Here is a 12,171-nt window from a genome sequence, read left to right as displayed (position 1 = left end):
GCGCCGAGGAGGCGCGCCACATGACGGCAGACCAGGAGTTCGGCGACGCGCCGACCGAGGTCCGCGAGTCCACCCACTACCGGCAGGAGTACGTGCAGACGTTCGTCGACAAGTGGGACGAACTGATCGACTGGCGGGCCCGCTACGCCGGCGAGGGGAAGTTCTTCGTCGAACAGCTCCGCAGGCGCGGGGTCACCAGCGTCCTCGACGTGGCGACCGGCACCGGCTTCCACTCCGTCCGGCTGCTGGAGGAGGGCTTCGAGACCGTCGTCTCCGCCGACGGCAGCGCCGAGATGCTGGCGAAGGCCTTCGCCAACGGGATGAAGTTCGGCGGGCACGTCCTGCGCGTCGTGCAGGCCGACTGGCGGTGGCTGAACCGGGACGTGCACGGCGAGTACGACGCGATCATCTGTCTCGGGAACTCGTTCACGCACCTGTTCTCCGAGCGTGACCGCCGCAAGGCGCTCGCCGAGTTCTACGCCATGCTCTCCCACGACGGTGTGCTGATCCTCGACCAGCGCAACTACGACGCGATCCTGGACAACGGCTTCAGCTCCAAGCACCAGTACTACTACTGCGGCGACGACGTGGTGGCCGAGCCGGAGTACGTCGACGACGGCCTGGCCCGGTTCCGCTACAGCTTCCCGGACGGCTCCCGCTACCACCTCAACATGTTCCCGCTGCGCAAGGACTACACCCGGCGGCTCATGCAGGAGGTCGGGTTCCAGCGGATCGACACCTACGGCGACTTCCAGTCGACCTACGCCGACGACGAGCCCGACTTCTTCGTGCACATCGCCGAGAAGGCCTACCTCGACCAGGAGGACGTCGCGTGACGCGGACGCCCGAGCACACCGCCGAGCACACTGCCGAACACACCGCCCGGTCGTACTACGACTCCGACGACGCCGACACCTTCTACGCGCGGGTCTGGGGCGGTGAGGACATCCACGTCGGCGTGTACGAGGACCCGGAGGAGCTGATCTCGGTCGCGAGCGCCCGCACGGTGACCCGGATGGCGCAGGTCGCCGGGGTCGGCCCGGGCACCCGGGTGCTGGACCTGGGAGCCGGCTACGGCGGCGCGGCCCGCAGGCTGGCGGCCGGGCACGGGGCCGCGGTGCACTGCCTCAACCTCTCCCCCGTCGAGAACGCCCGCAACGAGCGGATGACCCGCGAGCAGGGGCTGGACGAGCAGGTCACCGTCACCACCGGCAGCTACGAGGCCGTGCCGGTCGAGGACTCCTCGGTGGACCTGGTGTGGTCCCAGGACGCGTTCCTGCACTCCGGCGACCGGGACCGGGTGCTCGACGAGGTCGCCAGGGTGCTGCGCCCGGGCGGGCAGGTGGTGTTCACCGACCCGATGGCCGTCGACGGGCTGGACCAGTCCTCGATCCAGCCGATCCTGGACCGGATCGCGCTGTCCACGATGGGCACACCCGGCTTCTACACCGACGGGCTGGAACGACGCGGCTTCACCGGTGTGCGGTTCCACGACCACGCCGGGCAGCTGCCGACGCACTACCGCCGGGTGCGCGAGGAGCTCGTCGCGCACGAGGAGGAGCTGTCGTCGTCGATCTCGCGGCCCTACCTGACCGCGATGAAGGCCGGCCTGCAGCACTGGGTGGACGGCGGGCGGGCCGGGAAGCTCACCTGGGGCATCGTGCACGCCGTCCGGTCCTGAGGACCGCCAGCGGTCAGCCGCCCAGGAACGCGCGGACCGCGGCGGTGGTCGCGGCGGGCTGCTCGTCAACGAGGAAGTGCCCGGCCCCGGCGAGCGCCTCACCGGTGACCAGGTCCGGGTCGGCGGCGGCGCGGCGCCACACCTCCAGGGGGCTCTCGGCGTTGGCACCGACGACACCGCGCTCGCCCCACAGCACCAGAGTGGGCGCGGCGATCCGCTCCCCCGCCCGCTCCGAGGCGGCGTCGTGGTCGAGGTCGATCGAGGCGCCCGCCCGGTAGTCCTCCAGCATCGCGTGCCGGGCGGCCGGGTCGGCGAACGCGCGCTCGTAGGAGGCCAGCGCCTCGGGCGGGTGCGCGTCGAGCCCGGAGCCCCAGCCGCCGAGCAACGAGTGCAGGAAACCGATCGGGTCCCCGGCGATGAGCCGTTCGGGCAGGTCGGCGGGCTGGATGAACAGGAACCAGTGGAAGTACGCCGTCGCCAGCGCCCGGTCGGTGTGGGCGTAGACGTAGGCGGTGGGGAGGATGTCCAGCAACGCCGCCCGCGTGATCCGCTCGGGATGGTCGAGCAGCATCCGGTGGGTGACGCGGGCGCCGCGGTCGTGGGCGACGACGGCGAAGGTGTCGAAGCCGAGGCGGGCCATCACGTCGACCTGGTCGGCGGCCATCGCCCGGAACGAGTAGCCGGCGTGGTTCTCGCCGTCGGCGGGGCGGCCGGACTCGCCGTATCCCCGCAGGTCCGTCGCGACGACGGTGTGGTCGCGCGCCAGGTCCGCCGCGAGCGGCCCCCACATGGCGTGGGTCTGCGGGAAGCCGTGCAGCAGCAGCACCGGCGGGCCCTGTCCGCCGCGCACCCCGTGGACGACGACCCGCTCCTCGGGCGGCCCGACGGTCAGGTCGAGGGCGTCGAACTCGGCTGTTCCGGGCACGGGTGCCGTCCTTCCTGGTCGCCTCGCGCACCGGCGGCAGCCGGGCGTGCCACATCGAACACCCAGAACCGCAGCACCGCGAACCGCAGCAGCCCGCCGACGAGGCTGGCGGCGGCGACGACCGCCGCCTCCTCTCCCGGTGTGGTGTCCCCGGCGACCTGGTGCAGCGCGAGCAGCACCGCGGAGGTGTAGGTCGCGTAGAACGCGACGGTGCCCGCGTCGTGCACCCACTCGCGCAGCCGGTGCGCGGGGGCGCCGTCGAAAGCGAAGCGGCGGCTGGCCTCGGTGCTGACCGCGGTGGTGAGGACCAGCGCGACCAGGTTCGCCGGGACCGCCGGGAGCACCGGGCGCAACAGCAGGAACAGCGCGGCGTTCAGCGCGGTCGCCCCGCCGCCGACGACGGCGTAGCGGGCGAGCTGCACGGCGAGGGGGTACCGCCGCGACACGGCGGCGACGGCGCCCGTCACGCGCCCGTGTACCCGGGCGGCGGACTGCGCCGGATCACCGAACGGCACGTGTGCCGACTGCGCTGCGTCCACCGGTCCTCCCGCCCCTGCTGGGTAGATCTTCGCAGGAGTACCCCCGAAGGATCACCCGAATCAACCGGACGCGTCACACCCGCCACACCGGTGAGGTCCCGGGCGGGTGCCGGCGCGGCCGGGCGCCGTCACAACGCGAGGAACACGGTCTCCCCCTCACCGCGCAGCCGGATGTCGAACCGGTACCGGCCCGGCCCGTCCGCGACGGCGACGAGCGTGTGCCGGCGGTCGGCCGGGACGGCGGTGAGCAGCGGGTCGGTGGCGTGCGCCGCGGCGTGCTCGGGGAAGTAGATGCGGGTGACGACGCGGTCGAGCAGGCCGCGGGCGAACACCGAGACGTTCACGTGCGGAGCCTCGGCGGAGCGCGCATCGGCACCGTGCGGAGCCCCGGCGGAGCGCGCATCGGCACCCTGCGGAGCCCCAGCGGAGCCCGCATCAGCACCCTGCGGAGCCTCGGCGGGCAGCGCACCCGGCAGCACGGTGCGGATCCACCACCGGCCCTCGTCGTCGGTGGGGCAGCGGCCGAAGCCGCGGAAGCCCTCGACGGACGGCTTCGCCGCGCCGCGGGGGTCGTCGGGGTGGTCGAAGCGGCCGTCCGGGTCGGCCTGCCAGGTCTCGACCAGCGCGTCCGGGACGAGTGCCCCGTTCCCGTCGAACACGGTCCCGCCGATCAGGACGGCGCCCGGGGTGCCGTCGGGCACGACGTCCGGGCCGTCCGGCCAGGGCAGGCCCAGCGCGAGGTAGGGGCCGACGGTCTGGGTCGGGGTCAGCGGCAGGCTCATGCGTGGGGCTCCTCGAACGGGGTGGCGCCGCGGCCGCGCAGCACGATGTCGAACCGGAACGCCAGCGCCCACTCCGGGCGGGTGGCCTCCAGGTCGAAGGTGGACACCAGCCGCGGCCGCGCCTGCTCGGGCGTCGCGTTGTAGATCGGGTCCTGGGCGAACAGCGGGTCGTCCGGGAAGTACATCTGGGTCACCAGCCGCTGGGTGAACGCGCGCCCGAACAGCGAGAAGTGGATGTGCGCGGGGCGCCAGGCGTTGTGGTGGTTGCCCCAGGGGTAGGCGCCGGGCTTGATCGTGGTGAACGAGTAGCCGCCGTGGGCGTCGGTGAGGACCCGGCCGCCACCGGTGAAGTTCGGGTCGAGCGGGGCGGGCCAGTTGTCCCAGCGGTGGGCGTAGCGGCCCGCGGCGTTGGCCTGCCAGACCTCGACCAGGGTGTCCGGGACGGGGCGGCCGTCGGAGTCGAGGACCCTGCCGAACACGACGATCCGCTGTCCCTGGGCCTCACCGTGCGCACCGACGGTGAGGTCGTCGTCGCCGGGGCGGACGGGCCCGGTGAGCAGCGGCCCGGTGATCTCGGTGAGCCGCTGGGGCAGGATCACCGGCTGCTCGGACGGCGCCCGCAGCGCGGTGCTGCGGTAGTCCGGTGAGAGCAGCGGTGCGTGGGTCCCGGCCGGGACGGGGGCGTAGCCCTGCATCGGCGGTCCTTCCTCGTGGTGGGTGGGTCTAGACGGCGCCGTGCGGGAGGCCGACGTAGTTCTCGGCGAGGCTCGTCGCGGCGGCGCGGGAGGTCACGGTGTAGCGCAGCTGGGAACGTTGCAGCCCGACGCCGAACGCGTCGCCGCCCTCGGTGGCGGGGTCGAAGCGGTGCAGCATCGAGGTCATGAACCAGGAGAAGTGCTCGGCCCGCCAGACGCGGCGCAGGCAGGTCTCGGAGTAGCCGTCGAGGCCCGCGTCGTCGCCGTCGCGCAGCGCGCGGACGACCGCGTCGGCGAGCACCCGGACGTCGGCGATGGCGAGGTTCATGCCCTTGGCGCCGGTGGGCGGCACGATGTGCGCGGCGTCGCCGGCGAGGAACAGCCGTCCGCGGCGCATCGGGGAGGCGACCATGCTGCGCATCGGGGTGACCGAGGGCTTCTCGATGAACTCGCCCTCGTTGATCGTGAAGCCGTCGCAGGCCAGGCGGGTGTGCAGGGCGTCCCAGATGCGGGCGTCGGACCAGTCGGACGGGTCGGTGTCGTTGGGGACCTGGACGTAGAGCCGGGTCACCTCGGGGCTGCGCATCGAGTAGAGCGCGAAGCCGTCGTCGTGGTGGGCGTAGACGAGTTCGTCGGTGGTGGGGGCGGCCTTCGCGAGCACGCCGAGCCAGGAGAACGGGTAGACGCGCTCGGCGATCTCCGGGGCGACGAGCGGGCGGGAGACGCCGTGGAAGCCGTCGCAGCCGGCGATGACGTCGCAGCGCAGGACGTGCTCGGTGCCGTCGGCCGCGGCGTAGGTGATCGACGGGGTGTCGGTGTCGACGTCGTGCAGGGCGACGCCGGTGACGCCGAACTCCACCGGCAGCCCGGTGGCGTCGACGCGGTCGGCGAGCAGGTCCTTCACGACCTCCTGCTGGCCGTAGACGGTGATGCCGGTGCCGACGAGGTCGGCGAAGTCGATGCGGTGGTCGGCGGCGGGTGCGCCGGGGGCCTCGGCGAAGCGCAGCGCGATGCCGGTGTGCGGCATGCCCTCGCGGTCCAGCCGGCCGGCGACACCCATCTCCCGGAGCAGCTCCACGGTCGGTGCCTCCAGCACGCCGGCGCGGACCCGCGCCTCGACGTAGGCACGGTCGCGGGACTCCAGGACCACCGACTCGATCCCGGACAGCGCCAGCAGCTTCGCCAGGACGAGCCCGGCGGGGCCTGCTCCGACGATGCCGACCTGGGTCCGGGTCTCGCGTCGCTGCGTCATGGGCGTCACCTTCCCGCCTGGGCACCGGAGCATTCGACCACGCTTCCGCTCTACGGAAGAATGCCCGGTCATGGCGACACGTCCGGTCCGGTCGGGGGTCACCGCGCGGGTGCTGGACGTGCTGGGCGCCTTCAGCGCGCAGGCCCCGGTGCTCGGGTTGACCGACATCGCCCGGCGCACCGGGATCCCGCTGACGACGGTGCACCGGATCGCCGGTGAGCTCGCCGCGGGCGGGGCACTGGACCGCGGCGACGACGGCCGCTACCGGATCGGGCTGCGGCTCTGGGAGATCGCGCACCTGGCCCCGGCCAGCCACGGGCTGCGGGAGGCGGCGATGCCGTTCCTGGAGGACCTGCACGAGGTCACCCGGCACAACGTGGCGCTCGCCGTGCTCGACCCGGACGACCCCGGCGAGGTCGTCTACGTCGAGCGCCTGTCCAGCCGCGGCGCCGTCTCGATCGTCTCGCGGACCGGGTCCCGGCTGCCGTCGACGGCGACCGGGGTCGGGCTCGTGCTGCTCGCGCACGCCGACCCGGCGGCGGTGGAGACGGTGCTGGCCCGCCCGATCCGCCGGTTCACCCCGTGGACGGTGTGCCGCCCCGACGGCGTCCGTGCGCTGCTCGCCCAGGCCCGGACCAGCGGGTTCGTGGTGTCCGACCGGCAGATCGAGGAGGTGTCGATGTCGGTGGCCGCGCCGGTGCGCGGCGGGGACGGGCCGGTCGTCGCCGGGCTGTCGATCGTCGTTCCGGCCGCGACGAACCCGCACACCCTGGTGCCCGCGGTGCGCGCGGCGGCCCGCGGGATCAGCCGGGCCCTCGCCGCATCGTGATCGTTCCGATGCCGTGGCCACGGCGCCCGTCGTCACGTTCCGTGTCACCGTGGCCGGGTGCGCGACTTCCGGATCGAGATCCCCGACGCCGAGCTGGACGACCTGCGCGAGCGGCTCGCCCGCACCCGCTGGCCGGACCCGGCGACGGTCGACGGCTGGTCCCAGGGCGTGCCGCTGGACTACGCCCGTGAGCTCTGCGACTACTGGCGCACCCGCTACGACTGGCGCCGCGTCGAGGCCGAGATCAACGCGTGGCCGCAGTTCCGCACCGGTCTCGACGGCGGCGGCGACGACGCGGTCGAGATCCACGTGCTGCACGCCCGGTCGAAGCACCCGGACGCGATGCCGCTGCTGCTCACCCACGGCTGGCCGGGCTCGCTCGTGGAGTTCCTCGGCGTGCTGCCCGCGCTGACCGACCCCGAGGACCCGGCCGACGCCTTCCACGTCGTCGTGCCGACGCTGCCCGGGTTCGGGTTCTCCGGCAAGCCCACGACGACCGGGTGGGGGGTCGAGCGGATCGCCGTCGCCTGGGCGCAGCTGATGGACCGCCTCGGCTACGAGCGCTTCGCCGCGCAGGGCGGCGACTGGGGCTCGATGATCACCTCGGCGCTGGGGACCGCCGCCCCGGAGATGCTGATCGGCATCCACCTGACGATGGCACTGGCCCCCAAGCCCGACGACGCCGAGGCCCTGTCGGCGCAGGAGAAGGCCGACATCCGCTTCTCCAAGGAGTTCTCGCGGTACGGCTCCGGCTACTCCGCGGAGCAGTCCACCCGTCCGCAGACCATCGGCTACGGCCTCGCCGACTCCCCCGTCGCGCAGTGCACGTGGATCGTGGAGAAGTTCTGGGACTGGACCGACTGCGCGGGCCACCCGGAGAACGTGATCAGCCGGGACCGGCTGCTGGACAACGTCATGCAGTACTGGCTGGGGTCGGCCGGCGCGTCGTCGGCGCGGATCTACTGGGAGAGCTTCGCCCGCCGCCGCCTCGACGACGTCGACGTCCCGACCGGTGTCGCCCAGTTCCCGCAGGAGATGGTGAAGCTCCCCCGGTCCTGGCTGGAGCGCCGCTACACCGACCTGCGCTGGTTCTCCCGCCCCGACGTCGGCGGGCACTTCCCGTCGCTGGAGCAGCCGGAGTCCTTCGTCGACGAGGTGCGGGGGTTCTTCCGGACCCTGCGCTGAGCGGTCAGACCACCAGCACGGACGCGGTGAACGCGTGCAGGTGGTTGCCCGGCCCGACCGGGCCGATCTCGCCGGCGGCGAAGAAGCCGGCCACCCGGGGGCCCGTCGCACCGGGGGAGGTCCCGTGCGGGTCGAGACCGACGCGCACGGCGTGCACGTCGTGGTCGGCGTCGCCGAACATGCCGGCGCCGCGGCCGTTGCAGGAGAACAGCAACGCGCCCGCGGCCGGCGCGGCGCGGCGCACCGGGGCGAGCAGCTCGTGCAGGTCCTGGGCGGCGCCGGCGGCGTCGCGGACCTGGAAGCGCACGGTGGTGCCGACCTCGACGAGGTCACCCGCGATGACGGCGCCGTCGCCGACGTCGACGGCCAGCACCGCGCGGACCAGGAAGTCGCCGCGGTCGTGGGACTCGGCGTACTCGTCGACGGCGACGCCCAGGTGCAGCCCGGTCAGCGCCTGCTCCTGCTCCTCGGGCGGCAGGGCGGTGACGATCTCGCGCAGCCGCTCGGCGGCGGGCCGCCCGGCGAGCTCGGCGATCCGGTTGTCCCGGGCGCTGGTGACGACCATCGGCGGCCCGATCGGGCGGCATCCCTGGCTGACGACGACCCGCGCGTCGGACGCACCGCCGAGCAGCACCCCGACCGCCCCGCCGTGGTGCACGGTGCCCCCGGCGAACAGCCGGTCGGCCCCGGGTCCGCCGGGTCCGCCGGTCAGGCCCCCGGTCACCGGGAACCCCGGATGGGTCGACGCGAGCCGGTCCAGCACCCCGCTGACCGGGAACACGGACGGGTCGGCCAGCAGGACGGCGACGCGGTCGTCCTCGGCGGGTGGGACCAGGCCGCGCACCGCGATCGCGTCGCGTCCGTCCGGTCCCGCGCCGGGGCGGCGCTGTGCGACCGGGAAGAACGTCCGGACCCGGGTGCCGGGCAGCGACGCCGCCCAGACGGCGACGGCGGGCTCGCCCTCGACGCCGCGGCCGTCGGCCATCACGCCGTGCGCGGTGGTCCCGATCGTCGCGCCGGGTCCGGCGAGCTCCATCACCCGCAGTCCCGCGGCCTCGGCCTCCTCGACCGGGGCGGCGGGCCCGGCACCGGGGCAGACGAAGAACGCCACGAGGTCGGGGACCGCACCGAGCGCCGCCAGCGCCTGCCCCGTCGCGACCTCCGCGGCCCCGACGAGATCCGGCCCCACGGCCAACCCGTCGCCCACCCGAGTGCCCCCACCGACCACCACGCCCCCGACGCTACGTCAGCAAGCCGCTCCCACACGGGATCCGGCGTCCCACACGGGTCCCGATCCCGTGTGGGAGACCGGATCCCGTGTGGGACTCAGCGGCGAGGGGCGGGGATGCGGCCGGGGCGGGGGCAGAGGCGGTAGCGGGCGACGGCGTGGACGCTCGCGGGGCCCAGGGTGGTCGAGTCCGTGGAGCCGAACGGGTTGTCGCCGCGGACGTGCCAGCCGTCGCCGTCGGGGTGCACGGCCCGCTTCACCGACAGCTGCCCGGGGCGGGACTCCCAGGTCACGAGGACGACGTCGCCGGGCCGGACGGGTGCACCGAACCGGACCAGCACGACGTCGCCGTCGGAGAGGGCAGGGGACATCGAGGGCCCCCGCACCGTCACCCGCCGCAGGCGCATCGCGGACTCCCTCCAGAGTGGATCTCTCGTGACGTGGTCGTCCTGCCCGACCACCGTCGCGAGGGTAGGGTCGCCGGTGCCAGAACGATCACCCCACCAGGGAGGACACTCATGCGGCTGTCCCGCATTCTCCGTCCGCGACTGGAGGCCACCGCGCACTGCGACCTCCCCTGCGGCGTGTACGACCCGGCCCAGGCCCGGATCGAGGCCGAGTCGGTCAAGGCGATCCAGGAGAAGTACCAGGGCAACGAGGACGCGGACTTCCGGGCCCGCGCCATCGAGATCAAGGAGCAGCGCTCCGACCTGGTCAAGCACCACCTCTGGGTGCTCTGGACCGACTACTTCAAGCCGCCGCACTTCGAGAAGTACCCGGAGCTGCACGAGCTGTTCAACAAGGCCACCAAGGCCGCCGGCGCGTCGGGCACCAAGGGCTCGAACGACCCGGCCACCGGCCAGGAGCTGCTCGACTACATCGCCCAGATCGACAAGATCTTCTGGGAGACCAAGCAGGCTGCCTGATCACAGGCCCTGAAGCGGCGCTGACCAGCGGGAACCATCTCCCGTCGGTCAGCGCCGTTGTCGTCTCCGAGGCACAGTCACAGCTATATGCCTTGACCGGCATATGCCCGCTGTGGCATGTTCATCGAGTGCGTGATTCCTTCGACGTCCTGGCGGACCCGACGAGACGAGCCATCCTGGACCGGCTGCGGACGCCGCAGGGCTGCGTCGTCGGAGAGCTCGCGACCGCGCTGGAGCTGAACCAGACCGCGGTGTCGAAGCACCTGCGCGTGTTGCGCCACATGGGCATGGTCGACGTGGTCGTCGAGTCCCAGCGCCGTCGCTACGTACTCCGGGCGGATGCGCTGGCCGAGATCGAGACCTGGCTCGCGCCGCATCGCGCCTTCTGGCAGGAACGACTCGACGCCCTGGGCGCACACCTCGACTCACTCGACAGTCCCCCCGGAGAGGAACCGTCATGAGCATCCAGGTCACCGTCGATCCCGACGGCCCGGTCCTGCGCTTCGTACGCCGCTATCCGCATCCGATCGAGAAGGTCTGGGCCGCACTGACCGAACCCGCCCAGATGAGCCGCTGGTTCCCCTGCGAGGTGCAGGCGGAGATGCGCGTCGGGGGAACGATCACGCTGACCTTCGAGGGCGGCGAGCAGGACCACGCCGAGATCACCGAGCTCGAGCCACCGACGGCGTTCGGGTTCACCTGGGCCGACGAGAAGCTGCGCTGGACCCTCGAACCCGACGGCGACGGCTGCGTGCTGCGGCTCAGCAACACCGTGCTCGACCCCCGCTGGTCGGCGAACACCGCCGCCGGGTGGGACCGCTGCTTCGAGGCACTCGCCGCACACCTCGGCGGGAGCGACCCCGACACCACACCGGGACCCGACGAGGCCCTCATCGCGCACTACCGTGCGGTGCTCGGGTCAGGAGCCCCGACACCGCGGTGACTCCGGACCCCGGCGCTACGGTGCCCCGGTGATCGTGTGGCTGAACGGCGGGTTCGGGGCGGGCAAGACGACCCTGGCCGCCGAGCTGCACCGCCGTCTCCCGGACGCGGTCGTGTACGACCCCGAGGACGTCGGCCTGATGCTCTGGAAGTGGCTACCGCCGAACGAGGACTTCCAGGACCTGCCGAGCTGGCGGGAGCTGGTCGTCGCGACGGCCCTGTCCCTGCGCAGACACCACGCGCGGACGCTGGTGGTGCCGATGTCGCTCCTGCGCGACGGCTACCGGGCGGAGATCCTCGACGGCCTGGCCGACGCGGGCGAGGAGGTTCTGCACGTCTTCCTGGACGCCGCCCCCGAGGTGCTGCGGGACCGGCTCCGCGCCCGTACGCCGCCACCCGGCGACCACCGACCGGACGGGTCGACCCTCGACTGGGCCCTGCGCCGACTCGACCCGACCGCCGCGGGCCGGCAGCCGGCGGGGACCCTGGTCCTGCGCTCGGACCGGCTCACCCCGGCGGAGCTGGCCGACGCCGTCCTGGCCGCCGCGTAGCCAGGGCACCATTCCCGGCGTGCGTACCCACATCGCGCTGCTGCGCGGGATCAACGTCGGCGGCCACGGGAAGGTCCCGATGGCCGACCTGCGCCGGGTGCTCGGCGGACGCGGCTGTGCCGACGTCGTCACCCACATCCAGTCCGGCAACGTCGCCCTGACCAGCCCCGCGGGCGACGACGAGGTCGCCGCGACGATCGCCGCGGCGCTGGTGGAGGAGTTCGGCATCGAGCGCCCAGTGGTCGTGTTCGGCCGTGCCGACTACCTCACCGCGGTGGCGGCGAACCCGTTCCCGCAGGTCACCGACCCGAAGCAGCTGCACGTCCTGTTCCGGGCCGGTCCACGGCCCGACGACCACGAGCGGATCGCGGCCGCGCTGGCGGCCGAGCGGGCGAAGGGCGGCCGGGGTGACGCCGTCGTCCGTGGCCGGACGGTGTGGCTGCACCTGCCCGACGGGCTGGGCCGCAGCGAGCTCGCCACCCGGATCTCGGCCCGTACGACCGCGCCGGACCAGGGCGGCACGATGCGCAACCTCGCCACCGTCCGGAAGCTCGCCGACCTCCTGGGCTGAGAACTCCTGGGCGGAACGCTCCTGGGACGAGACGCGACGAAGCCGTGGCCCGCGCCCGATCGGAC

The 12,171-nt window shown here is 73.5% G+C and carries 16 protein-coding genes; 9 read left to right on the top strand and 7 right to left on the bottom strand.

Annotated features, from left to right (window positions below; translation table 11 throughout):
• Positions 1-20: 20 nt before the first annotated feature.
• On the top strand, positions 21-836 hold the full coding sequence (locus Ae331Ps2_RS34270) for a class I SAM-dependent methyltransferase (protein ID WP_083695637.1): 816 nt from the start codon (positions 21-23) through the stop codon (positions 834-836).
• The gene (locus Ae331Ps2_RS34265; RefSeq protein ID WP_083695636.1) at positions 833-1,681 is read left to right on the top strand and encodes a methyltransferase domain-containing protein; all 849 of its coding nucleotides are present in this window, start codon (positions 833-835) and stop codon (positions 1,679-1,681) included. Before Ae331Ps2_RS34270 ends, Ae331Ps2_RS34265 begins: the two co-directional genes overlap by 4 nt.
• 13 nt (positions 1,682-1,694) lie before the next feature.
• Here the strand turns inward: Ae331Ps2_RS34265 and Ae331Ps2_RS16420 are convergent, their stop codons facing one another.
• The 5 genes from Ae331Ps2_RS16420 to Ae331Ps2_RS16400 all read right to left on the bottom strand — a co-directional run bounded on the left by Ae331Ps2_RS16420 (position 1,695) and on the right by Ae331Ps2_RS16400 (position 5,874).
• Positions 1,695-2,606, bottom strand: coding sequence for an alpha/beta fold hydrolase (locus Ae331Ps2_RS16420; protein ID WP_212567633.1), 912 nt, complete (start codon positions 2,604-2,606; stop codon positions 1,695-1,697).
• A complete protein-coding gene (locus tag Ae331Ps2_RS16415) occupies positions 2,570-3,145 on the bottom strand; it encodes a GtrA family protein (protein WP_020625982.1) in 576 nt (191 codons plus the stop codon). Before Ae331Ps2_RS16415 ends, Ae331Ps2_RS16420 begins: the two co-directional genes overlap by 37 nt.
• A 128-nt stretch (positions 3,146-3,273) precedes the next feature.
• Complete coding sequence (locus Ae331Ps2_RS16410; protein ID WP_075307893.1) at positions 3,274-3,927, bottom strand: protocatechuate 3,4-dioxygenase subunit alpha; 654 nt, start codon at positions 3,925-3,927, stop codon at positions 3,274-3,276.
• Positions 3,924-4,622: a protocatechuate 3,4-dioxygenase subunit beta gene (pcaH, locus tag Ae331Ps2_RS16405; protein WP_075329751.1), complete on the bottom strand. Its 699-nt coding sequence runs from the start codon at positions 4,620-4,622 to the stop codon at positions 3,924-3,926. The genes Ae331Ps2_RS16410 and pcaH overlap by 4 nt, the downstream gene beginning before the upstream one ends.
• A 28-nt stretch (positions 4,623-4,650) precedes the next feature.
• Entirely contained in the window at positions 4,651-5,874 is a 1,224-nt protein-coding gene (locus Ae331Ps2_RS16400; protein ID WP_020625979.1) for a 4-hydroxybenzoate 3-monooxygenase, read from the bottom strand.
• A gap of 70 nt (positions 5,875-5,944) precedes the next feature.
• On the opposite strand from Ae331Ps2_RS16400, the gene Ae331Ps2_RS16395 reads away from it, so the two are divergent.
• A complete protein-coding gene (locus Ae331Ps2_RS16395) occupies positions 5,945-6,703 on the top strand; it encodes an IclR family transcriptional regulator (protein ID WP_075307895.1) in 759 nt (252 codons plus the stop codon).
• A gap of 57 nt (positions 6,704-6,760) precedes the next feature.
• On the top strand, positions 6,761-7,888 hold the full coding sequence (locus Ae331Ps2_RS16390) for an epoxide hydrolase family protein (RefSeq protein ID WP_075307897.1): 1,128 nt from the start codon (positions 6,761-6,763) through the stop codon (positions 7,886-7,888).
• Positions 7,889-7,892: 4 nt separating this feature from the next.
• On the opposite strand, the gene Ae331Ps2_RS16385 is transcribed toward Ae331Ps2_RS16390, so the two are convergent.
• Positions 7,893-9,119 carry an FIST N-terminal domain-containing protein gene (locus Ae331Ps2_RS16385; protein WP_212567632.1) on the bottom strand — a complete coding sequence of 409 codons (1,227 nt, stop codon included), beginning with the start codon at positions 9,117-9,119 and terminating at the stop codon, positions 7,893-7,895.
• A gap of 95 nt (positions 9,120-9,214) precedes the next feature.
• Positions 9,215-9,682, bottom strand: a complete 468-nt coding sequence (locus tag Ae331Ps2_RS16380) for a S24/S26 family peptidase (protein ID WP_255407889.1) — start codon at positions 9,680-9,682, stop codon at positions 9,215-9,217.
• Here Ae331Ps2_RS16380 and sodN point away from each other — a divergent pair.
• From sodN to Ae331Ps2_RS16355, 5 genes are all read left to right on the top strand, one after another.
• Complete coding sequence (gene sodN, locus Ae331Ps2_RS16375; RefSeq protein WP_020628231.1) at positions 9,635-10,042, top strand: superoxide dismutase, Ni; 408 nt, start codon at positions 9,635-9,637, stop codon at positions 10,040-10,042. The two genes, Ae331Ps2_RS16380 and sodN, sit on opposite strands and share 48 nt — an antisense overlap.
• A 128-nt stretch (positions 10,043-10,170) precedes the next feature.
• Complete coding sequence (locus tag Ae331Ps2_RS16370) at positions 10,171-10,503, top strand: helix-turn-helix transcriptional regulator (protein WP_020628232.1); 333 nt, start codon at positions 10,171-10,173, stop codon at positions 10,501-10,503.
• Positions 10,500-10,985 (top strand): SRPBCC family protein, encoded by a 486-nt coding sequence (locus Ae331Ps2_RS16365; RefSeq protein WP_075307901.1) that lies wholly within the window; start codon positions 10,500-10,502, stop codon positions 10,983-10,985. Before Ae331Ps2_RS16370 ends, Ae331Ps2_RS16365 begins: the two co-directional genes overlap by 4 nt.
• Positions 10,986-11,013: 28 nt before the next feature.
• The gene (locus Ae331Ps2_RS16360; RefSeq protein ID WP_075312254.1) at positions 11,014-11,535 is read left to right on the top strand and encodes an AAA family ATPase; all 522 of its coding nucleotides are present in this window, start codon (positions 11,014-11,016) and stop codon (positions 11,533-11,535) included.
• A gap of 19 nt (positions 11,536-11,554) precedes the next feature.
• Positions 11,555-12,106 (top strand): DUF1697 domain-containing protein, encoded by a 552-nt coding sequence (locus tag Ae331Ps2_RS16355; protein WP_075307903.1) that lies wholly within the window; start codon positions 11,555-11,557, stop codon positions 12,104-12,106.
• Positions 12,107-12,171 lie beyond the last annotated feature (65 nt).

The organism is Pseudonocardia sp. Ae331_Ps2 (assembly GCF_001932405.1).
GTDB lineage: Bacteria > Actinomycetota > Actinomycetes > Mycobacteriales > Pseudonocardiaceae > Pseudonocardia.
This window is presented reverse-complemented; position numbering and strand designations above follow the sequence as displayed.